Genomic DNA, 19,805 nt, shown 5'->3' on the forward strand with positions numbered 1-19,805 from the left:
CCACCGGGGAAAGCCCGCCCCACCCGGGGCGGGCTTTTCCGTGCGCTGCGCCGCGGCCGGTGAACGCATGACGGCAGTCCGGCCAACTCCTGCGCCACACAGCCTCTTTGAGGTGCGCACGCCCCATACTCGCTGGGGATTCGCACCGGCACCCCCACAGGGAGGCAGCGCATGGCCCTCACCACCCGTCGCAGAGCCCTGACCGCCCTCGGCGCGGCCGTCGCGGGCACGATCGCCCTGCCCGGCGCCACCGCCCTCGCGAGCGAGCGGAACAAGCACCGCCCGTCCCCGCTGTGGCGGGCCCACGCGCACAACGACTACGAGCACCCCCGCCCCCTCCTCGACGCCCTCGACCACCGCTTCGGCAGCCTGGAGGCCGACATCTACCTGGTCGGCGACCGGCTCCTGGTCGCCCACGACCCGGAGGACCTCGACCCCGCCCGCACCCTGGAGTCCCTCTACCTCGACACGCTCGCCGCGCGTGTGAAGGCCAACCACGGCTCGGTGTACCGCGGTCACCGCCGGCCGCTCCAGCTCCTGATCGACATCAAGACCGAGGGCGCCTCGACCTATCTGGAGCTCGACCGGCATCTGCGGCGCCACAAGCACCTGTTCACCACCTTCGCCCACGGCCGCGTCCACCGCGGCCCGGTCACCGCGGTCGTCTCCGGCGACCGCGCGGCCCGTGTGCCGATGGAGGCCCAGTCCGAGCGTCGCGCCTTCTACGACGGCCGGCTCACCGACCTCGGCTCCTCGGCGCCCGCCTCGTTCGTGCCGCTGATCAGCGACAACTGGACCCGCCTGTTCGCCTGGCAGGGTGTCGGCCCGTTCCCGTCCGCCGAGCGCGAGCGGCTGCACGCCATCACCGCGGCCGCCCATGAGCGCGGCCAGACGGTTCGCTTCTGGGCCACCCCGGACGTGGCCGGCCCGGCCCGCGACGCCGTGTGGACCGAACTCCTCGACGCCGGTGTCGACTTCCTCAACACCGACGACCTGGCGGGCCTGGAGGCCTTCCTGGACGCGCGTCGGGCCTGACCTTCACACGCAGACACCACACGTTCGGGGGACATGTCAGCCGCCCGGATGAACCCTCCGTTACGCCACACTTGCGGCCGAACGCCGTGAACCGGACGCGACCGGCGTGGCGGAGGAGGTTGACGATGGCCGTTTCCATCTCTGTGGTGCTGCTGCTGTTCATCCTGGCGGTGATCTTCCTGCGCAACGGGGGACTGAAGTTCTCCCACGCGCTGGTGTGCGCGCTGCTCGGCTTCTACCTCGCCAGTACGGGCATGGCACCCACCATCCACAGTGGTCTCACGGCCACCGCGGACATCGTCGGCAGCCTGCGGCCGTGAGGTCCGCGCGGTCCTCGGCCCTCCAGGGGCCGAGGCCGCGGGGCCTCACCCGGTCGTGAAGACCCCGATGCCGTTCGGGACGGCGCGCTCCGCGCCCCCGCTCGGATGGTTGAGCGCGGTGACGGCGCCGGAGCCCGGGTCGCGGGCGACCAGGGCCGAGGAGCCGCCGCCGTCCAGGTTGAACCCCTGCGCCGCACCCAAGTGCGCCAGCGTGGCGGCGAGTTCCGCGACGGTCAGCCCGGTGCGGTACTCGGGCGCGCCGTCCAGCGTGAGCAGCAGCAGCCGCTGCCCGCCCCCGGCGATGCCCACGGCCGTGCGCACGGCGGCGGTCCGGTCCTCCAGGCCGGGCAGCGGGCGGCCGTCCCGCAGCACCGGGTAGCCGCCGATGGCGAAGCGCAGGGGATCGGGGGAGACGGTGGTGCGCAGCCGGTGCCTGATCCGCACGCGCTCGCCGAGGGAGAACTTCCTCAGTTGCTGTGCGCCCGACTCCCGGCCGACCAGCACCGTCGTGCCCGCGGCGATGGGCCCGCCGCCCGGGGTGCCGGCGGTGGCCACGACCTGGCCGTCGCGGACCGTCACCTCGTAGGTGTCGGCACTGCACGGCGCCGCCCGATCGGTGTCCGTGCCGCAGGTGGCGCGCGCCCGGGAGGCGGAGCCCCAGCTCTCGGTGAACGCGCCGATGGAACCCACCGGCAGCGCGTACTGGTTGAGCCCGCCGAGCGGCAGCCGCGCCTCAGGGGTGCGCAGCGAGCCCTCGAACGTGAGCCGTTCGAGCCGAGCCCTGTGGTCGCGGCCCACCCCGACGACGTCCTCGGTGCTCGTTCCCGGCGGCAGCGCGGGGCCGAACCGCTGCCCGTTCGGCACCGCCGCCTTCAGCGTCCGGCCGTCCGCGACCGCCGGGCCGACGCTCGCGCCGGTGGCCTGGACGCCGGGGTGCTGGGTCTCGGTGATGTTGAAGAAGTCGCCGTTGACGCCCGCCACCGCGCCCCGGGCCGCGGCCATCCGCGAGACGGTGTCCCGCGCCGCGACCGCGCCGGGGTACAGCAGCCCCAGCCGTACCCGGGGCTCGGCGAGGTCGACGCGCAGCACATGGGCGTGCGCCGGGCCCTGGGCCGCCTGGAGGTGGTACTGCTCGTAGACGACACCCGGCGCGACGGGCACCCCGGGCGAGGTGACGGCCGGTGCGAGGGGTGACGCCCGGTCGACCGCGCCGGCCGGTGCCGCCCCGGTGAGGGCGGCACCGGCCAGCGCGGTGAGTGCCGTGAAGAGGGCCAGTGCCGTTCTGCCCGCCCGTGCCCGGCCGAGTGCGCGCATGGCCGATCCTCCGCCCGAGATCCCTGAGCAACCGTCAAAACACGCAAGCGCAGGGAGATTGCACCACAGGGGGAGAGGAAAGAGACGGCTAGGCGTCGACGACCTGGGAACGGATGAGGAAACGCACTCCTTCCGGCGCCTCCAGCGAGAACCCGCTGCCCCGGCCCTCGACGACGTCCACGATGAGCCGGGTGTGGCTCCAGGTGGCGTACTGGCTGCGGGACATCCAGAACCTCACCGGCTCAGTGACGCCCTCCACCAGCAGCTCTGCCAGCAGCACGTCCGAGGCGCCGGTGCGGAACTCGCCCTCCGGGAAGCACATGGGCGCGCTGCCGTCGCAGCAGCCGCCGGACTGATGGAACATCAGGGGTCCGTGCTCGGCCCGCAGCCGCCGCACCAGGTCGGCGGCCGCGGGAGTGAGCCGCACGCGGGAGATCTCCTCGGGCATGGCGGGCGTCCTCTAGAAGAAGCCCAGCCTGCGCGGGGAATAGGAGACCAGCAGGTTCTTCGTCTGCTGGTAGTGCTCCAGCATCATCTTGTGGTTCTCACGGCCGATGCCCGACTGCTTGTATCCGCCGAACGCCGCGTGCGCCGGGTAGGCGTGGTAGCAGTTGGTCCACACCCGCCCCGCCTGGATGGCACGGCCCGCGCGGTACGCCGTGTTCATGTCCCGCGTCCACACGCCCGCGCCCAGCCCGTACAGCGTGTCGTTGGCGGTCTTGACGGCGTCGTCGAAGTCGTCGAACGAGGTCACCGACACCACCGGCCCGAAGATCTCCTCCTGGAAGATCCGCATCCGGTTGTCGCCCTCGAAGATGGTCGGCTGGACGTAGTAGCCGCCCTTCAGCTCGCCGTCGTGCTCGACGCGTTCACCGCCGGTGAGCACCCGGGCGCCCTCCTGACGGCCGATGTCCAGGTAGGAGAGGATCTTCTCCAGCTGGTCATTGGACGCCTGGGCGCCGATCATCGTGTCCGTGTCGAGCGGATTGCCCGGCCTGATCAGCTCGGTGCGGGCCACCGCCGCCTCCAGGAACTCCGCGTAGTGCCCCCGCTGGATCAGCGCCCGCGAGGGACAGGTGCACACCTCGCCCTGGTTCAGGGCGAACATGGTGAAGCCCTCCAGCGCCTTGTCGCGGAAGTCGTCGTCCCGCGCCCAGACGTCGTCGAAGAAGATGTTCGGCGACTTGCCGCCCAGCTCCAGCGTGACCGGCTTGAGGTTCTCCGAGGCGTACTGCATGATCAGCCGCCCGGTCGTGGTCTCCCCGGTGAAGGCCACCTTCGCCACCCGCGGGCTGGACGCCAGCGGCTTCCCGGCCTCCACGCCGAACCCGTTGACCACGTTCAGCACGCCAGGGGGCAGCAGGTCCGCCACCAGGCTCAGCCAGTAGTGGATCGACACCGGGGTCTGCTCGGCCGGCTTGAGCACGATCGCGTTGCCCGCCGCGAGCGCGGGGGCCACCTTCCAGGCCGCCATCAGCAGCGGGAAGTTCCACGGGATGATCTGCGCGACCACGCCCAGCGGCTCGTGGAAGTGGTACGCCACCGTGTCGTCGTCGACCTCGCTCAGCGAGCCCTCCTGCGCGCGGACCGCGCCCGCGAAGTAGCGGAAGTGGTCGATGGCCAGCGGGATGTCGGCGGCCAGGGTCTCCCGGACCGGCTTGCCGTTCTCCCAGCTCTCCGCCACCGCGAGCGGCTCCAGATACGCCTCCATGCGGTCGGCGATCTTCAGCAGGATGTCGGCGCGTTCCCCCGCCGAGGTGCGTCCCCAGGCCGGGGCCGCCGCGTGCGCCGCGTCCAGCGCCCGCTCCACGTCCTCCGCCGTGCCCCGGGCCACCTCCGCGAACGGCTGTCCGTTCACCGGGCTCGGGTTCTCGAAGTACTGGCCCCGGGCCGGGGGCACGTACTCCCCGCCGATGAAGTGGTCGTACCGCGCCTGGTAGGAGACGATCGCGCCCTCGGTGCCGGGCGCCGCGTAACGGGTCATGCTCTGTGCCTCCCGATGAACCGCCGCCCGCCGTCGGACGGCTTCCCGGGGGACGTTAGGGAGGGCGAGGTTGCGCGGACGTTGCACGGCCGTGGGCGGGCGTGGCCTTCCGGCGGTCGTAGGGGCCGCAGGGCTGCTGGCGCGGCGGGCCGGTTCGCGTCCGGTCGGCCGCCGGGGGCGGCCGGCGGTACGGCTACGGCGTCCTGCGTGGTGACGGTGCGCCGGTGCGGTGCGCGGGGTCACTCGCCGGGCCCGGCGGCCGGAAGCGGGCGCCGGTGTACGGCGGGACGGTCCGGCCCACCGGCCCGCCCGGCCCGCCCGGCCGCGCCCGTGGCTCGGCCCGGGGCGCCAACTCGGTCTCCAGCGCGGCGAGCCGGGCCTGCACCGCGGCCGTCGGGCGGAGCGCGGCGAGGGCCCGCCACACCTCCACGTCGTCCTCGCCCCAGGCCGCGTACGCCCACTCGGCCAGCAGGTCCGGGTCCTCGCGGTCGATCAGCGCGGCGCGCAGCCCGTCCGTGAGCCGGCGCCGCAGTCTGACCACCGCCGGGGCCTGGGAGGCGGGCAGCAGGGGACCGGTGTAGGCGTTCGCGGCCGCGGTGACCGCCCCGGCCGCCAGCCGCCGCTCGACCACGGCGACGTCCGACTCCACCGGCACCGTCAGCCGGTACGGCCGCGAGGCCAGCAGCCCCGGACCCAGCACCCCGCGCAGTCTGGCCAGTTCGGCCCGCAGGGTCACCGGCGTCACCGACTCGTCCTCGTACAGGGCGCACAGCAGTTCGTCGCCGGTCAGGCCCTCGGGATGGCAGGCCAGCAGGACCACGATCTCGCTGTGCCGGCGGCCCAGCCGGATGCCGCGGCCCCCTCCGCGCAGCCGCACCTCGTCCCGGCCGAGCGCGCTCAGCTCCAGTACGTCCGCGTCGGCGGCGGGAGCTTCGGGAACCAGCAGCGCGAGCTGGGACTCGGCGGCCCGCGCGACCGCCTGCACGAACGCCAGGCTGTGCGGGTGCGCGAGCTCGTCCCCGCCGGTGATGTCCACCGCGCCGATCACCTGTCCGGTGCGCGGATCGTGTACCGGGGCCGCCGCGCAGGTCCACGGCTGCACCTGCCGGGTGAAGTGCTCCGCCGCGAAGACCTGCACCGGCCGGTCCACGGCCACCGCCGTGCCCGGCGCGTTCGTGCCCATCGCGCTCTCTGCCCAGCGGGCGCCCGGCACGAAGTTCATCCGGCCCGCCTCGCGCCGGGTCGTCGGATGTCCCTCGACCCACAGCAGCCGCCCGTGTGCGTCGCAGACCGCGACCAGATGCTCGCCGTCCAGGGCGAAGGGGCCCATCAGCTCCCGGAACAGCGGCATCACCCGCGCCAGCGGATGCGCGGCCCGACAGGCGCCGAGCTCGCCGTCCGTCAGTTCCACGTCCGCGGTGCCGTCCGGCCCGACCCCGGCCCGCGCCGAACGCCGCCAGGAGTCCGCCACCACGGACCGGACCGGGCGGGTCACCCGGCCGGCGTCGGTGAACGTCTCGTGCGCGCGACGCAGCCGCCGCGCGTGCTCGACGGGGTCGGCCCCCGGCTCCAGGGCAACCCAGGGTTCGGTCAACTCGGCCTCCCGGACGGCGATGCGATGCGGACATCGTCACTCCGGGTGTCCGTGCCGACAACCGTTTCGACACGGGTCGCTCGGTCGACTGTCCGGGAACCGGCCACGGGAGGGTTCCCCGCTCACCGGTCCTCGGCCGCCCCCGCCGGATCGTCCAGTACGCCGCGTACGACCCAGTGCGCGGCGCCGAGCAGCGGTCCCTCGGGGCCCAGCCCCGAGACGGACACCGGGCAGGCCGGTCCCGCGGTGCGCCGGGCCAACTCGGCCTCCAGGGAGGGCAGCAGCCAGGGCGCGAGCCCGGCCAGGGCGCCGCCGAGCACCACGCCGCGCGGGTCCAGCAGATTGACGGCGCCGGTCAGGGCGATGCCCAGCGCCTCGCCCGCGTCGCGCAGCGCGTGGCGTACGGCCTCGTCACCGGCGGCCGCCCGCCCGGCGAGCAGGCCGACCCGGTCCTCGCCCGGTTCGAGGCCGGCGGCACGCAGCACCGCCTCCTCGCCCGCGTACTGCTCCAGACAACCGCGGCCCCCGCAGGGGCACTCCGGGCCGTCGGGCCGGACCGGCACATGCCCGAGCTCGCCGGCGAAGCCGCGGGCCCCGCGCAGCAGCCGGCCGTCGACGACCACCGCCGCGCCGATGCCGATCTCGGCCGAGACGTGCAGGAAGTCGCGCGGGGTGTCCGCGCCGAGCCAGAGTTCGGCGAGGCCGCCGAAGTTCGCCTCGTTGTCCACGGTCAGCGGGTGCTCCGTGGGCAGCAGCGCGCCGAGGTCCACGTCGTGCCAGTCGAGGTTCGGTGCCCGTACGACCGTCCGGGCGTCCCGCGCCACCAGGCCGGGGACGGCCACGGCGAGGCCCGCCGGCCACAGGCCCGCGTGGTCGGCCTCGGCCACCACCTGGCGCAGCAGCGCGGTGAGTTCGGCGACGACCGGCTCGGGGGAGCGGCCGCGGTTGGTGCCGTGGCGCACCGCCCGTGCCCGCACCTGTCCGCGCAGGTCGACCGCGCACACCGCGAGGTGGTCCACGCCGATCTCCGCGCCGATGCCGGCCGGACCGTGGCCGCTGACGGCGAGCGCGGACCCGGGCCGTCCCACCCGGCCGGGCCGCTCCGGGCCCAGCTCCTCCAGCAGACCGGTCCGGATCAGCTCGTCGACCAGTGTCGACACGGCCGCCCTGGTCAGTCCGATGCGGGAGGCGACCGCGGCCCGGGACAGCGACGCCTCCGCGCTCACGGCGTGCATCACCCGCGCGAGATTGCGGCGGCGCATACCCGCCTGGGTGTCCGGCAGGGCACGCCCGGGACCGTCGGGGCGCGCTTCGTGCGGTGGTGCGGCCATGCCTCCGTCAGTCCTCGGTCGTGCCGGTGCCGTGCCGCGGGGCGTGGGCCCCGGTAGGTGCCGGGTCCGTGCCCCGGTGCCTCAGCCTCGGGTCGCACCCCGCCTGAGCAGCGGGGCCGCGTCGGAGAGTACCCCGGAGATCCGGGCCAGCGTCTCCCCGTCTCGCTCCACGGCGTCGAGCACGGGTCCGCGCGCGGTGTCCCAGCGGCGCGCCACGGCTGCCGGGTCCTCGCCGGTGAGCACCCCGGCGGCTTGGGCGGCGGCGCCCAGCGCGACCAGTTCGCGGGCCTCGGGCACCTGGACGGGGCGTCCCGACAGCCGCCGTACGGTCTCCTGCCAGGCCCTGCCCCGGGCCCCGCCGCCGATCAGCAGCAGGGGTGTGGAGCGGTCCGCGTCCTGGTCGAGGACCAGGTCGAGCGCGCCGAGCAGGGAGTGCACGGCACCGTCGTAGGCCGCCTGGAGCAGCTGGCCCGCCGTGGTGTCGTGGCGAATGCCGTGCAGCAGCCCGGTGGCGTCGGGCAGATCGGGGGTGCGCTCGCCGTCCAGGTACGGCAGGAGGGTCACGCCCGTGCCGGGCTCCACCGCCTCGCGGTCCAGGCCGAGCAGGGCGGCGACGCGGTCGACGGCCAGGGTGCAGTTCAGGGTGCAGGCCAGCGGCAGCCAGTCGCCGCGGGCGTCGGCGAAGCCCGCCACCGTGCCGGTGGGGTCGGCCGGGCGGTGCGTCGAGACCGCGTACACCGTGCCGGACGTGCCGAGGCTGAGGACCGGCGTTCCCGGAAGCAGCCCGAGACCGAGGGCCGCGGCGGCGTTGTCACCGGTGCCCGGCGCGACCAGGGTGCCCTTGGAGAACGGCAGGTCGTGGCTGTCGCGCACGGTGCCGACGACCTCCCCGGGCCGGGCCACGCGCGGCAGCAGCGCGGGGTCCAGCCCCACGTGCCCGAGGATCTCGGTGTCGTACGCCTCCTGACCCGAGGCCCACCAGCCCGTGCCGGAGGCGTCGCCCCGGTCGGTGGTGGCCAGGCCGGTGAGGTGTTCGGTGAGGTAGTCGTGGGGGAGGCGCACGGCCCTGGTGGCGCGGACCGCGTCCGGCTCGTGCTCGGCGAGCCACGCCCACTTCGTGACCGTGAACGAGGCGCCGGGCACGCTGCCCGTGCGCTCGGCCCAGGCCTTCGGACCGCCCAGCTCCTCGACCAGCCGGCGGGCCTGCGGCGCGGAGCGCACGTCGTTCCAGAGCAGGGCCGGGCGGACGGGTTCACCGTGCTCGTCCAGCGTCACCAGGCCGTGCTGCTGGCCGCCCACGGAGACGGCGGCCGCCTCGTGCGCGGCTTCACCGCACTGGCGCAACGCCTCGCGCAGCGCGTCCCACCACTGGCGGGGGTCGCTCTCCCGGCCCACACCGGCGGACACGGTGTGCGGAGCCTGTCCGCTCGCCACCACCTCACCGGTCGCCGCGTCGACGACCAGCGCCTTCGTGGACTGCGTGGACGTGTCCACGCCGACTACGAGCGGACCTTCGGCTGCTGACATCGGACTCTCCCTCTCGGTGTGGCTCTGCGGGATCTGACCTGCTGTTTTTCCATTGTCACCAGGACACCGTGCCCCGACCCCGACCGCTGTCCCCCGGGGTACGGCGGCCCGGGCGCGCATCTCCGGGACTCCTTGTCCCTTCCCTGAGACGCGTCGGCATACTAATTTGTAAAGCGCGATGACGAAATAACGTCCTCGCGAAACGGTCGGAGCAAGCAAGGAGCCGTGGCATGAGCTACCAGCCCACCCCCGAGGACAGGTTCACCTTCGGCCTGTGGACCGTCGGCTGGCAGGGACGGGACCCCTTCGGCGACGCCACCCGGCGCGCCCTCGACCCTGTCGAGACGGTGCAGCACCTGGCCGAGCTGGGCGCGTACGGCGTGACCTTCCACGACGACGACCTGATCCCCTTCGGGTCCTCGGACACCGAGCGGGAGTCGCACATCAAGCGCTTCCGCCAGGCCCTCGACGCGACCGGCCTGACCGTGCCGATGGCCACCACCAACCTCTTCACCCACCCCGTCTTCAAGGACGGCGCCTTCACCGCCAACGACCGCGACGTGCGCCGCTACGCCCTGCGCAAGACCCTCCGCAACATCGACCTGGCCGCCGAACTCGGCGCCGAGGTCTATGTCGCCTGGGGCGGCCGCGAGGGCGCCGAGTCGGGCGCCGCCAAGGACGTGCGCGTGGCCCTGGACCGCATGAAGGAGGCCTTCGACCTCCTCGGTGAGTACGTCACCTCCCAGGGCTACGACCTGCGCTTCGCCATCGAGCCCAAGCCGAACGAGCCGCGCGGCGACATCCTGCTGCCGACCGTCGGCCACGCCCTCGCCTTCATCGAGCGCCTGGAGCGCCCGGAGCTGTACGGCGTCAACCCCGAGGTCGGCCACGAGCAGATGGCCGGGCTGAACTTCCCGCACGGCATCGCCCAGGCCCTGTGGGCGGGCAAGCTGTTCCACATCGACCTCAACGGCCAGTCCGGCATCAAGTACGACCAGGACCTGCGCTTCGGCGCGGGCGATCTGCGCGCCGCCTTCTGGCTGGTCGACCTGCTGGAGAGCGCCGGTTACACCGGGCCCCGCCACTTCGACTTCAAGCCGCCGCGCACCGAGGACCTCGACGGGGTGTGGGCCTCCGCCGCGGGCTGCATGCGCAACTACCTCGTCCTCAAGGAGCGTGCCGCCGCCTTCCGCGCGGACCCGGAGGTCCGCGAGGCCCTGCACGCCTCCCGCCTGCACGAACTGGCCCAGCCCACCGCCGAGGACGGCCTCCGGGCCCTCCTCGCCGACCGCACGGCCTTCGAGGAGTTCGACGCGGAGGCGGCCGCCGCGCGCGGGATGGCCTTCGAACGGCTCGACCAGCTGGCCATGGATCACCTGCTGGCGGCGCGGGGCTGAGCCCGCATCCCGCCCCGCGTTCGTGCCCGGGCCGTGCGGCGGCCCGGGGGCGGGGCGAGTGTGGGGCCGGGGGGGGGAGGCCCAGCCTGGGGCCGGGTGTGGGGGTGCGGGGCCGGCGGGTCACCTCTCCGGGGGCCGGAGCAGGTCAGCGCGGCGATCGGGGCCGGTCAGTCCGTCGGTGGGAGCCGGTCGGTCCGGCGGTGGGTGCGGCGGCCGGGGTCGTCGGGGCGGTCGCCGCGCGCGAGGGCGTCGTTCAGCGCGTCGCGCAGACGTGTCAGCCAGTCCGCCGCCGTGCCGGGTATCCAGGGATGCTCGGCCCGGAACGCCGTCCAGTCCACCCGCCAGCCGGTCACCTGCTCCGGGCCGAAGGCAGCGGCAGCGGCCGGTGCCGCGCTCCCTTGTCCGCGCCGCAGGACCTTGCGCAACAGGCGGGGCGGCAGCCGGGTGCCCGCCGCCTCGGCGAGCAGCACGGCGTCGTAGAGGTCCTTGCCCCGTGCCCCGGCCTCGGTGGCGCTGTCGGAGCGCAGCCACAGCACCTTCCAGGCGAGCGACACCGCCGGGCCGACGGTGCGTACGGCGACGGGGGAGCCGCCGTCGCCCCTGGGCACCGCCGTCCATTCCGGCGGTTCCGGCAGCAACTCGTCGCGGGCGAAGTCGAGCCGCACCTCACCGGGCTCGTCGAGCCCCTCGGCCCGCCAGGGCACGACGAGCCGGATGCCGGGCAGGTCGTACTCCGCGTACGTCCATTCGCCGTCCGGTTCCGCCGCGTCCGCGTCCAGCAGGACGCCCGGGGCGGCCTCGGGGCTCGCCCGTATCCGGTCGAGCAGGTCCATGTACGGCAGGCTCTGGGCCGAGGTGTCCTGGTCCTCGCGCAGCCAGCGCAGGCCCTCGGGCGGGAGGCGGGGGCGCTGTCCGCCGGTGCCGAACTCCTCCTCCCGCCACAGCTCGTACTCCCCGGCCCCGTCCGCGGCCTCCGGCCACTGCTGGACGGCCTCGATGCCGTCGGCGTACGGATACGGATCGAGCGGATCGACCCGGACCACGTCCTCCAGGACCACCCAGTCGAGGTCGGCCGGCTCCCGGGCGGCGGGCCCCACCCAGGCCGGGAGCGTCATGCTGCCGCGCAGCACGAGGGAATCGCTCCAGGGCGCGTCCGCGACGAGCGCGAGCACATGGTCGAGCGCCGCGCGGTGAGCCGCGCGGCGCCCGGTACTCCTCGCCCCGAGTCCTGTCACACCGACGACGCTAGCAACGGGCACTGACAACGCCCGTTCCCGAGAGCGAGGGCGACGGACCCGGCGGGGCGGGTTGTCACGGTGGCTCAGATGCCGTTCGGCAGACGGACGTAGACGACCCTGGTCTCGACACCGCTGTCCACCAGGCGGCCCTGGGCGTCGAAGGCGCCGGTGCCGTCGGTCATCCCGAAGTCGTTGTCGTTGATGACGGCGAGCGTGTCGCGGTCGACCCGGGCGACACCCTCGATCTTGCCCGGGACGCCCGCGACCGTGCCCAGGTCGACGAGGAGGCGCTTGGACAGCACGGGCACGCCCGCCGCCGCCGGGTCGGCCAGCTGCTCCAGCGCCGGGGACGTCGTCGCGTCGTCCCAGGGCCCGCCCAGGATGTCCGCGCGGCGGTCCAGGCGTACGACGTGCAGCCGGGCGGTCCTGTCCGTGCGCTCCTGCACCAGCAGACGGTCCCGGCCCACCGCGACCACCGAGGAGATCTTGAGCTCGGAGGTGTCGTCCTCGCCCGGGTCCACGACCTCGACCGGGTCGAAGCGGTACGCGTACTCGGCGGTGACCGCCTTCCTCTTCGGCGAGAAGCGGAACAGCCGGGTGGTGCGCGAGGAGTTCCCGGAGGCGGCGTCCGGCAGCGAGAGCGGGCTCTGCGCGGCGATCACCAGGTCGCCGCAGGGCAGCAGGGCGAGGCCCTCGAAACCGCGGTTGACCTTCCGGTTCAGCAGGATGGACGGCAGCGCCTCGACCACGGGGTAGTCGGCGCCGGTGAGGTTCAGCCCCTCGGGCACGTACCGCTCGAGCACCTTGCCGCGCGCGGAGACGTGCACCAGCGAGGGGCCGTACTCGTCCACCAGCCAGAACGTCCCGTCCCCGGCGCGGACGATGCCCTCGGTGTCCAGGCCGTTCGGATCGAACGACAGCGGGGTGGAGGCGTCGTAGGAGTACGGGGCCTCGTCCCGGGAGGCCTGGTTGGACAGGCCGGTGACGGGCTTGCCCGAAGAGGTGGTGATCGGTGTCGCCGACACGACCTTCACGGCGTCGCCGTCCACCCGGATTCTCACGATCGCGGGGTCGAAGCCCGGCACGGGGAAGGTGCGGCGCTTGGTGCCGTCCACCTTGATCTGGCCGTTGGGCCCGCGGTCGGTGACCGTCCAGAACTCGCCCTTGCGGCCCGTCGGGTAGAGGTCGCTGCCGATGCCGCCGAGGTCCACGCCCCGGTCGTCCGCCACCGTGCCCGGCAGCAGCGCGTTGCTGAAGGCCGCGAGCGGGATGTCCCCGAGCGTGGCCGTGCGGACGACACGGGGCTGGTCGCCGGAGTCCGCCGACGCGGGAACCGCGGCCGTGAGAGCGGCCAGAACGGCCAGGGGCAGCCCCGCCGCGACGGGACGGGAGACGGGGCGCCGGCCTGCGGCGTTCGGGGACATCGAGCCTCCAGAGGGCGAGTTCGCTGACAGCGGCCAGATTCGATCTCTCCGGGGAGAAGCGGGCGCCACGCGCGCGTGAACGCCCGGTGTCGGCCCGCGGTCGGGCCGACACCGGGCGTCCTCGGCAGCGCTCCGGCCGGGTCCGGAGAACGGGACCGGCATCGATGGGGACCGTCTGGTGCCCTGCCTGGAACCGCATTTGACGGTGTGACATCCGACAGTCTTCCGGCTGCCTCATGGGGGCGGAGCGGCTGTTCCGGCCGGGCGACGGCGCGTCTTCCGGCACTCGCCCGGTCGGTTGCGGCGGAGCGGCGCTTCCGGCCCTGCGTCAGAACTCGTCCGCCCCGCTGTCCATCGACGCCAGGGCCGTCGCAGGATCGCGGGACACCGGGCCGCCCGGTACCCAGCGACCCCGCTCCTTGCGGTACGGCCACCAGCCGCCCTCCCGCCCCAGACGCAGCTGGAAGGGCGCGTCGGCGACCGTCCAGCGGTTGCCCCTGGCCCGCAGCACGGGTCGTTCGTCCTGGTCCCACGCCGAGTCCAGGGCGGCACGCGCGCGTGCGAGGGGCTCGCCCCTGACGGACCACTCCTCCTCGCACACGGCGAGCGCCGCGGCGCCGCCCAGCCGCCAGGCCCGCACCGCTACGGCCAGCGCCTCGGGCGTACGGCCCGACTCCTCGGACAGGCGGCGCGTGACGGCCCGCCCGGGGTCCGCCGCGGCGAGCCGGACGGCGTCCAGGGCGAGCGACGGCGCCTGGAGCTGCCCGGCCTCGGCCCGGTGCTGCTCCGGTTCGGCCGTCAAGGCCGCCGCGAGCAGCCGGTGGGCCTCCGTCGCGGCGCACTGCGCGAGGAACTCCAGGGCGTCCGGATCGATGTCGGCCGGGGCCGGTACGTCCGTGTCCAGCGTCGGAGGCGTGCCCGGTGAGTCGGGCAGCTCCGGGAGCGCGGGCAGGGCCGGCAGGATGCCGCCGACGGCGAACGCCTCGGCCGCGTCCACCCCGTCCGGCTCGGGGCCGGCCTCGGTCCGGGCGGTGCCCCGGTGCTGCAGGTCCTCCACCAGGGCCGACTCGCCCCGCCCGCGCAACAGCAGCAGCACCAGCGGGTCCTGGTCAAGCAGCAGTGCCACCTGATAGCACAGCGCCGCCGTGTGACGGCAGTGGTCCCAGGCCCCGCAGTCGCACTCCGGTTCGAGATCGCCGAGCCCCGGCAGCAGGTCGACTCCCGCCGCGGCCGCGTCCTCGACCAGATGGGTCGGCATCTCGCCGTCGAGGAGCGCCGCCACATGCCCGGCCCGCTCGACGGCCATGTCCAGGAAGCGGTCCCACCCGGCCGCGGACAGTTCCGCCAGCAGGACGTCGGCCCGGTGTGCCGTGCGGTCGCGGTCCTGGACGACAGCGGTGATCCGGCCCGGCCGCACCGACACCGCGCCCACCCCGCCCGCGCGCGCGAGCCGCCGCCCCGCCCTGAGTTGCTCGCCGTCCAGCGCCCCGTCCTCCAGTGCCTGGACCCAGGCCCGCCCCCACCAGGTACTGGCGAAGCCGCGCCCGTGGGAGGGCGGCAGTGCGGCGAAGGTGCGTTCCGTGTCATCCCCGCCTCGCGTCATCGCGCACCCCCGCGCAGCTCGACCAGTTCGGACAGTTCGGCGTCGGTCAGCTCCGTCAGCGCGGCCTCGCCGGCGCCGAGAACGGACTCCGCCAGCGCGCTCTTGCGGCTCAGCATGTCCGCGATGCGGTCCTCGATCGTGCCCTCCGCGATCAGCCGGTGCACCTGCACCGGGCGGGTCTGTCCGATGCGGTACGCGCGGTCGGTGGCCTGCGCCTCCACGGCGGGGTTCCACCAGCGGTCGTAGTGCACGACGTGCTCCGCGCGCGTGAGGTTCAGCCCGGTGCCCGCCGCCTTGAGCGACAGCAGGAACACCGGCACCTCGCCGTCCTGGAAGCGGCTCACCAGCCGTTCGCGCTCGGCGACCGGCGTCCCGCCGTGCAGGAACTGCGTCGGCACGCCCCGTCCCGCCAGATGGCGCTCCACGAGGCGGCCCATCGCCACGTACTGCGTGAAGACCAGGACGCTCTGGTCCTCGGCCAGGATGGTGTCCAGCAGCTCGTCCAGGAGCTCGAGTTTGCCGGACCGGCCCCCGATCCGCGGCCGGTCCTCCTTGAGGAACTGCGCCGGGTGGTTGCAGATCTGCTTCAGCCCGGTCAGCAGCTTCACGATCAGGCCGCGCCGGGCCATGCTGTCCGCGCCCGCGATCTCCGCCAGCGTCTCGCGCACCACCGCCTCGTACAGCCCGGCCTGTTCGCGTGTCAGCGACACCGGCCGGTCGGTCTCGGTCTTCGGCGGCAGCTCGGGCGCGATCCCGGGGTCGGACTTGCGGCGGCGCAGCAGGAAGGGGCTCACCAGCCGGGCGAGCCGTTCGGCCGCGGCGGGGTCGTGACCGCCCTCCACGGCCCGCGCGTACCGGGTGCGGAAGGTGCCGAGGCGGCCCAGCAGCCCCGGCGTCGCCCAGTCGAGGATCGCCCACAGCTCGGACAGGTTGTTCTCCACCGGGGTGCCGGTGAGCGCGACACGCGCGCGTGCCCCGATGGACCGCAGCTCCCGCGCGGTCGACGCGTACGGGTTCTTGACGTGCTGTGCCTCGTCGGCCACGACCAGACCCCAGGCCGTCCCGGCGAGGCGGCCGGCGTCCCGGCGCATCGTGCCGTACGTGGTCAGCACGAACTCCCCGTCGGCGAGGCCGTCGAGTTCGCGCCGGGGGCCGTGGAACCGGCGGACCGCCGTGCCCGGCGCGAACTTCTCGATCTCCCGCTGCCAGTTGCTCATCAGGGAGGTGGGACAGACGACGAGGGTCGGACCGGCCGTCGCGGTGTCGGTCTGCCGGTGCAGATGCAGGGCGATCAGCGTGATCGTCTTGCCGAGGCCCATGTCGTCGGCCAGGCAGGCGCCCAGCCCGAGGGACGTCGTCCGCGCCAGCCAGTCCAGTCCGCGGCGCTGGTAGTCGCGCAGGGTGGCGGCCAGCGCCTCGGGCTGGGCGACCGGCTCGTGCGATTCCGGGGCCGTCAGCCGCTCCCGCAGGGCCGCCAGCCATCCGGTGGGCTCCACCTCGACCCTGCGGCCGTCGACCTCCATCGAGCCCGCCAGAGCGGCGCTCAGCGCGTCGACGGGAGTCATCGCGCGGGTCTGCCGGGCGCGGGCTCCGCGCAGCTCCTGAGGGTCGATCAGCACCCACTGGTCCCGCAGCCGTACGACCGGGCGGCTGGCCTCCGCCAGCAGGTCGAGCTCCTCGCGCGTGAGCCGCTCGTCGCCCACGGCGTAGCGCCAGTCGAAGGACAGCACCGCGTCGGGGGACAGGAACGAGGGCAGCCCGCCGGCGCGCTCGCCCGGCTCCTGGCCGGTGTCGGGGGGACCCACGACCGCCCGGACGGTCAGCTCGCGGGTCAGTCCCTTCGGCCAGTGCACGTCCACACCGGCGCTTCTCAGCGCCTGCGCGCCCTCGCCGAGCAGGTCGGTGACCTCTTCGTCGGCGAGGTCCAGGGCCGTGGGCACCGCGGCCGACAGCAGTGGTGTCAGGGGCGGCCAGGCCCGTGCCGCCCGGCGCAGGGCGAGCAGTGCGTCCACACGCGCGCGTGGGCCGAGGGCGGCGCCGGTCGCGTCACCGGCCGTCCACACCTCGGCGGCGTCGGCGACCAGGGCCGGATCGCTCACGCTGTGCACCTGCGGCACGATCCGGAAGCTCGGGAAGGTCTCGTCCGGGTCCGCGCCGTCTTCGCCGAGACCCGCCACCTCCACCCTCAGGGAGACCCGGACGCCCGCGTCGTGGCCCGCGGCGACGTCGGCGGCCCAGGCCCGCAACTCCGGCAGCAGCAGCGGCTCTCGTCCCGCGAAGGCCGGGCCGCCCGTCACGAGCGGGGCCGCGGGCGACCGGGGGAGCGTGTCGGCGACGGCGTCCATGAAGGCGCGCAGGAGCCGCTCCGGTTCGGGCAGCCGGGGCGTGCCGGCGGCGTCGACGGGGACGGCGTGCGCCTCGGGAGGCATGGAGGCGGCCAGGCGGCGCAGGGCGGCCGTGTCCTCGGGGTCCAGCGGGCCCGCGCGCCAGGCGTCGTGGCCGTCCGGGGACAGACCGGGCAGCAGCAGGCCGCGGGCCGCCAGACGCAGCGCGAGGAGGGCCGCGGTGCCCCAGAACGCCGCCGCCCGGTGTGCGCCGGGGGCCACACGCGCGCGCGTGAGGACCGGCAGCGCGGCGTCGACGGGCAGCAGCAGGGCGGGCACCTCGTCCGGCTCCACGCCGTGCTCGGTGGGCACGATCACGCGCAGGTCGGCGATCGACCCGGGCTCCGGGGCGGCCGGAGCCGGACCTTCCGGTGTCCAGAAGGCCATCGTGCCGGTGCGGGCGGGGTCACCGGGCAGGAACACGACATGGCAGTGGGCGAGTTCGGTGATCTCGGAGGCGGGTGCGACGGGAGTACTCTTCAGAGCTATGACGCATTCCTCAAATTTGACTACCGGGGTCAGAGTGGTTGAGGGTACAGGAAGCGGACCCCTGGTCGAAGGTAATTTGCCGTGTCGTGGGTCACATTCCTGCCTGGTGCTGCTTGCCCGGAACGCGACTCTCTCCCAGGGTGGAGTAGCGGGACTCTCTCTCGGGGTGGAGTAAGGGGCGGACTCAGGGACGTCTCAGGGTCGCGGTCCGGAACCGCGGCGGGTGCCGACCCCGTTCTCAGTACAAGAGGGCGGGCGCCGACCCGGCTCTCGGCAAAGAGAGCGGATCCGTTCTCGCAACGGTGGACGGCTGTGGCCGCGAAGGAGGCGACAACATGTCGAGGAACGCGAAGATCGCCGCAGGAGGCGTGGCGGTCGGGCTCATCCTGCTCATCTGGCTGCCCTGGTGGGCCGCGCTGCTGATCGTGCTGGGCGTCCCGGCCGCGGCCTACCTCACGCTGGACCCGTCACAGCGGCGCCGACTGCGCCGCGTCTCGCGCAAGGAGCTCGGCCGCTGAGGCGGTGACCCGGGTGCGCGGCGCCGGCGCGCACCCGGAGAGGCTCCGTCAGCTGGGGCGTACGGCCATCTTGTCGAGCGCCTGGAGCAGACCGGGCAGCTCAGGTCCCCGCCCCACGGGAACTACCTCGCCCGGCATCTCGTCGAGCAGCACGAACGCGATGTCGTCGGTCCTGGCCACCAGCGACCAGCCCGGACCGTCGGCCCGCAGCGTCCGCGCGTCGCCCGGGGCGAAGGAGGAGCGCACCCGGCCCAGCGGCGGAGGTGTGTCCACGTATGCCCGTGCCTCGGCCAGCACCCGTCGCACACCTTCGCTGCGCACGCCGCCGGACTCCTGACCGGAGTCGGCGTCCTGTGCGGCGTCCGAGCCCGAGCCCTTCTCCGAGCCCGAGTCCTGCTCCGTGCCCGCTTCCGCCGTCGTGTCCCCCTCGGCGGAGGTTCCGTCCGTCGCGGCGAACGCGGAGTCGTCGATCTGCTCGCGCCACAGCGCCCACTGCAACGCGATCTCGTCCGCTCCCATCCGGCGCTGGGCCGGACCCCAGCCGGAGGTGTCCGGCGGGGCCAGCGGAGCCCGGTCCGTGAGCTCGGCGTCGGGGTCGTGCGGCGCCGGGACACCCGGGGCCGCGACGGCGAGCGCCAGCGGCCAGCCGGGCAGCGCCGCCACGACCGTGTGTTCCGCCGGCGACAGGTCGTACTCCATGCCGCAGTCCCAGGAGGCGATGGCCACGGCGACCAGCGAGACATCGTCGGTCGCGATGGTCCACCGGGAGCCCTCGCCGTCCTGGCCCAGCACCAGGCCGTACCCCTCCGCGAGGGGCGCGAGAGCGAGCGCCGCACAGGCTTCCGGATAGTCGTCGCCCAGCACGCTCGGGAACTGCGCCGGCGTCAGCAGCACCGCCGTGAGCACATAGAGTGCGTCCTCCGCCGCCGTGACGGCTTCCTCGTCCGTCCCGGACATGCCAGCCTCCCAATGATTCATCCCGATCGCGCGCACCTTAATGCGCGCCGGACGCCCTTGTCACGACTGCCCGGCGCACCCGGAGCTGCGGTTTTCCGGCGTGGCGGGACGAATCGACCGCCCCGGCCGTCCGTCGCGGGCCTCCGTCAACCGCCCGGGGCCGCCTGCCGTCCGTCCCCGGGCCACTGTCGCCCACTGTGCGTCCCCGGGCCACTGTCATCCGCCTGGGGCCGCCTTGTCGTCCCGCTCGGGCCCCTGTCGTCCGGCCCGGGCCACCTGAGCCTGTCCTGGCCCCCTGCGCCTGTTCCGGGCCGTCGGCAGCCCCCGCCTCATGCGGCCGGCAGCCCGAGCAGCGAGCGGGCCACGGTCGCGGGGGACTCGTCGCGCTCACGCGCGAGCGCGATCAGCGCCCGGCACGCCAGCTCGTTCACCCCGAACGACAGCGCCTCCGGCGAGACCCATCCGGAGGCCTCGTCGATCCGGTCCTGGTCGTCCTCCGCGCAGGCCGTCACATACACCGCGGCGGCCTCGAAGAGGTTGTGCGAGCGCCGGTCGCGGCTGGTCTCCCGCTCCGTGCGCTGTGCGGGGACGATCCCGCGCCATACCTTGCGGACCTTCTCGAACATGCTGACCGCCTTCCCCGTGCGTCAGTTGCCTCGTTGCCGTGCAGCGGTACCGCTGATCCTTTCA

16 protein-coding genes are annotated in these 19,805 nt (G+C 74.4%); 4 read left to right on the forward strand and 12 right to left on the reverse strand.

Features of this window, described 5'->3' with window-relative positions:
• The first annotated feature begins 171 nt into the window (after window positions 1–171).
• Both ACZ6SQ_RS21960 and ACZ6SQ_RS21965 read left to right on the forward strand, forming a co-directional pair.
• Window positions 172–1,035 carry a phosphatidylinositol-specific phospholipase C/glycerophosphodiester phosphodiesterase family protein gene (locus ACZ6SQ_RS21960; RefSeq protein ID WP_469564600.1) on the forward strand — a complete coding sequence of 288 codons (864 nt, stop codon included), beginning with the start codon at window positions 172–174 and terminating at the stop codon, window positions 1,033–1,035.
• A gap of 125 nt (window positions 1,036–1,160) precedes the next feature.
• Window positions 1,161–1,355 carry a hypothetical protein gene (locus ACZ6SQ_RS21965; protein WP_386379575.1) on the forward strand — a complete coding sequence of 65 codons (195 nt, stop codon included), beginning with the start codon at window positions 1,161–1,163 and terminating at the stop codon, window positions 1,353–1,355.
• 45 nt (window positions 1,356–1,400) lie between these two features.
• Here ACZ6SQ_RS21965 and ACZ6SQ_RS21970 read toward each other — a convergent pair whose 3' ends face one another.
• The 6 genes from ACZ6SQ_RS21970 to xylB all read right to left on the reverse strand — a co-directional run bounded on the left by ACZ6SQ_RS21970 (window position 1,401) and on the right by xylB (window position 9,105).
• Window positions 1,401–2,669, reverse strand: coding sequence for a phosphodiester glycosidase family protein (locus ACZ6SQ_RS21970; protein ID WP_469564603.1), 1,269 nt, complete (start codon window positions 2,667–2,669; stop codon window positions 1,401–1,403).
• Window positions 2,670–2,757: 88 nt separating this feature from the next.
• The gene (locus tag ACZ6SQ_RS21975) at window positions 2,758–3,117 is read right to left on the reverse strand and encodes a DUF779 domain-containing protein (protein ID WP_469564606.1); all 360 of its coding nucleotides are present in this window, start codon (window positions 3,115–3,117) and stop codon (window positions 2,758–2,760) included.
• A 12-nt stretch (window positions 3,118–3,129) separates the two neighbouring features.
• Entirely contained in the window at window positions 3,130–4,653 is a 1,524-nt protein-coding gene (gene exaC / locus ACZ6SQ_RS21980; RefSeq protein ID WP_469564609.1) for an acetaldehyde dehydrogenase ExaC, read from the reverse strand.
• Between the two features lie 193 nt (window positions 4,654–4,846).
• A complete protein-coding gene (locus ACZ6SQ_RS21985) occupies window positions 4,847–6,247 on the reverse strand; it encodes a GAF domain-containing protein (RefSeq protein ID WP_469564611.1) in 1,401 nt (466 codons plus the stop codon).
• Window positions 6,248–6,369: 122 nt separating this feature from the next.
• Window positions 6,370–7,578 (reverse strand): ROK family protein, encoded by a 1,209-nt coding sequence (locus ACZ6SQ_RS21990; RefSeq protein WP_469564614.1) that lies wholly within the window; start codon window positions 7,576–7,578, stop codon window positions 6,370–6,372.
• 81 nt (window positions 7,579–7,659) lie between these two features.
• Window positions 7,660–9,105 carry a xylulokinase gene (gene xylB / locus ACZ6SQ_RS21995; protein WP_469564617.1) on the reverse strand — a complete coding sequence of 482 codons (1,446 nt, stop codon included), beginning with the start codon at window positions 9,103–9,105 and terminating at the stop codon, window positions 7,660–7,662.
• 230 nt (window positions 9,106–9,335) lie between these two features.
• Between xylB and xylA the strand changes: the two genes are divergently transcribed.
• Window positions 9,336–10,502 carry a xylose isomerase gene (gene xylA, locus ACZ6SQ_RS22000; RefSeq protein ID WP_469564619.1) on the forward strand — a complete coding sequence of 389 codons (1,167 nt, stop codon included), beginning with the start codon at window positions 9,336–9,338 and terminating at the stop codon, window positions 10,500–10,502.
• Window positions 10,503–10,669: 167 nt separating this feature from the next.
• Here the strand turns inward: xylA and ACZ6SQ_RS22005 are convergent, their stop codons facing one another.
• The 4 genes from ACZ6SQ_RS22005 to ACZ6SQ_RS22020 form a co-directional block, all read right to left on the reverse strand.
• Window positions 10,670–11,737: a nucleotidyl transferase AbiEii/AbiGii toxin family protein gene (locus tag ACZ6SQ_RS22005; RefSeq protein ID WP_469564622.1), complete on the reverse strand. Its 1,068-nt coding sequence runs from the start codon at window positions 11,735–11,737 to the stop codon at window positions 10,670–10,672.
• 86 nt (window positions 11,738–11,823) lie between these two features.
• Window positions 11,824–13,164, reverse strand: a complete 1,341-nt coding sequence (locus ACZ6SQ_RS22010) for an esterase-like activity of phytase family protein (protein ID WP_469564627.1) — start codon at window positions 13,162–13,164, stop codon at window positions 11,824–11,826.
• Between the two features lie 328 nt (window positions 13,165–13,492).
• Window positions 13,493–14,767, reverse strand: a complete 1,275-nt coding sequence (locus ACZ6SQ_RS22015) for an SWF or SNF family helicase (RefSeq protein ID WP_469564630.1) — start codon at window positions 14,765–14,767, stop codon at window positions 13,493–13,495.
• On the reverse strand, window positions 14,764–17,538 hold the full coding sequence (locus ACZ6SQ_RS22020; protein ID WP_469564857.1) for a DEAD/DEAH box helicase: 2,775 nt from the start codon (window positions 17,536–17,538) through the stop codon (window positions 14,764–14,766). The genes ACZ6SQ_RS22015 and ACZ6SQ_RS22020 overlap by 4 nt, the downstream gene beginning before the upstream one ends.
• A 437-nt stretch (window positions 17,539–17,975) precedes the next feature.
• Here ACZ6SQ_RS22020 and ACZ6SQ_RS22025 point away from each other — a divergent pair, with 437 nt between their 5' ends.
• On the forward strand, window positions 17,976–18,158 hold the full coding sequence (locus tag ACZ6SQ_RS22025; protein WP_386379551.1) for a hypothetical protein: 183 nt from the start codon (window positions 17,976–17,978) through the stop codon (window positions 18,156–18,158).
• Window positions 18,159–18,206: 48 nt separating this feature from the next.
• Here the strand turns inward: ACZ6SQ_RS22025 and ACZ6SQ_RS22030 are convergent, their stop codons facing one another.
• Together ACZ6SQ_RS22030 and ACZ6SQ_RS22035 are read right to left on the reverse strand one after the other, a co-directional pair.
• Window positions 18,207–19,115, reverse strand: coding sequence for a hypothetical protein (locus tag ACZ6SQ_RS22030; RefSeq protein WP_469564631.1), 909 nt, complete (start codon window positions 19,113–19,115; stop codon window positions 18,207–18,209).
• A 329-nt stretch (window positions 19,116–19,444) separates the two neighbouring features.
• Window positions 19,445–19,741: a hypothetical protein gene (locus ACZ6SQ_RS22035; RefSeq protein ID WP_469564636.1), complete on the reverse strand. Its 297-nt coding sequence runs from the start codon at window positions 19,739–19,741 to the stop codon at window positions 19,445–19,447.
• Between the last annotated feature and the right edge of the window lie 64 nt (window positions 19,742–19,805).

It is taken from the genome of Streptomyces sp. NPDC048600 (genome assembly GCF_055587025.1).

What these genes read in the sequence shown, in the direction of transcription:
- ACZ6SQ_RS21960 (WP_469564600.1), top strand. Translation starts at nt 172, where the DNA reads ATGGCCCTCACCACCCGTCGCAGAGCCCTGACCGCCCTCGGCGCGGCC.
- ACZ6SQ_RS21965 (WP_386379575.1), top strand. Translation starts at nt 1,161, where the DNA reads ATGGCCGTTTCCATCTCTGTGGTGCTGCTGCTGTTCATCCTGGCGGTG.
- ACZ6SQ_RS21970 (WP_469564603.1), bottom strand. Translation starts at nt 2,669, where the DNA reads ATGCGCGCACTCGGCCGGGCACGGGCGGGCAGAACGGCACTGGCCCTC.
- ACZ6SQ_RS21975 (WP_469564606.1), bottom strand. Translation starts at nt 3,117, where the DNA reads ATGCCCGAGGAGATCTCCCGCGTGCGGCTCACTCCCGCGGCCGCCGAC.
- exaC (WP_469564609.1), bottom strand. Translation starts at nt 4,653, where the DNA reads ATGACCCGTTACGCGGCGCCCGGCACCGAGGGCGCGATCGTCTCCTAC.
- ACZ6SQ_RS21990 (WP_469564614.1), bottom strand. Translation starts at nt 7,578, where the DNA reads ATGGCCGCACCACCGCACGAAGCGCGCCCCGACGGTCCCGGGCGTGCC.
- xylB (WP_469564617.1), bottom strand. Translation starts at nt 9,105, where the DNA reads ATGTCAGCAGCCGAAGGTCCGCTCGTAGTCGGCGTGGACACGTCCACG.
- xylA (WP_469564619.1), top strand. Translation starts at nt 9,336, where the DNA reads ATGAGCTACCAGCCCACCCCCGAGGACAGGTTCACCTTCGGCCTGTGG.
- ACZ6SQ_RS22010 (WP_469564627.1), bottom strand. Translation starts at nt 13,164, where the DNA reads ATGTCCCCGAACGCCGCAGGCCGGCGCCCCGTCTCCCGTCCCGTCGCG.
- ACZ6SQ_RS22015 (WP_469564630.1), bottom strand. Translation starts at nt 14,767, where the DNA reads ATGACGCGAGGCGGGGATGACACGGAACGCACCTTCGCCGCACTGCCG.
- ACZ6SQ_RS22020 (WP_469564857.1), bottom strand. Translation starts at nt 17,538, where the DNA reads ATGGCCTTCTGGACACCGGAAGGTCCGGCTCCGGCCGCCCCGGAGCCC.
- ACZ6SQ_RS22025 (WP_386379551.1), top strand. Translation starts at nt 17,976, where the DNA reads ATGTCGAGGAACGCGAAGATCGCCGCAGGAGGCGTGGCGGTCGGGCTC.
- ACZ6SQ_RS22030 (WP_469564631.1), bottom strand. Translation starts at nt 19,115, where the DNA reads ATGTCCGGGACGGACGAGGAAGCCGTCACGGCGGCGGAGGACGCACTC.
- ACZ6SQ_RS22035 (WP_469564636.1), bottom strand. Translation starts at nt 19,741, where the DNA reads ATGTTCGAGAAGGTCCGCAAGGTATGGCGCGGGATCGTCCCCGCACAG.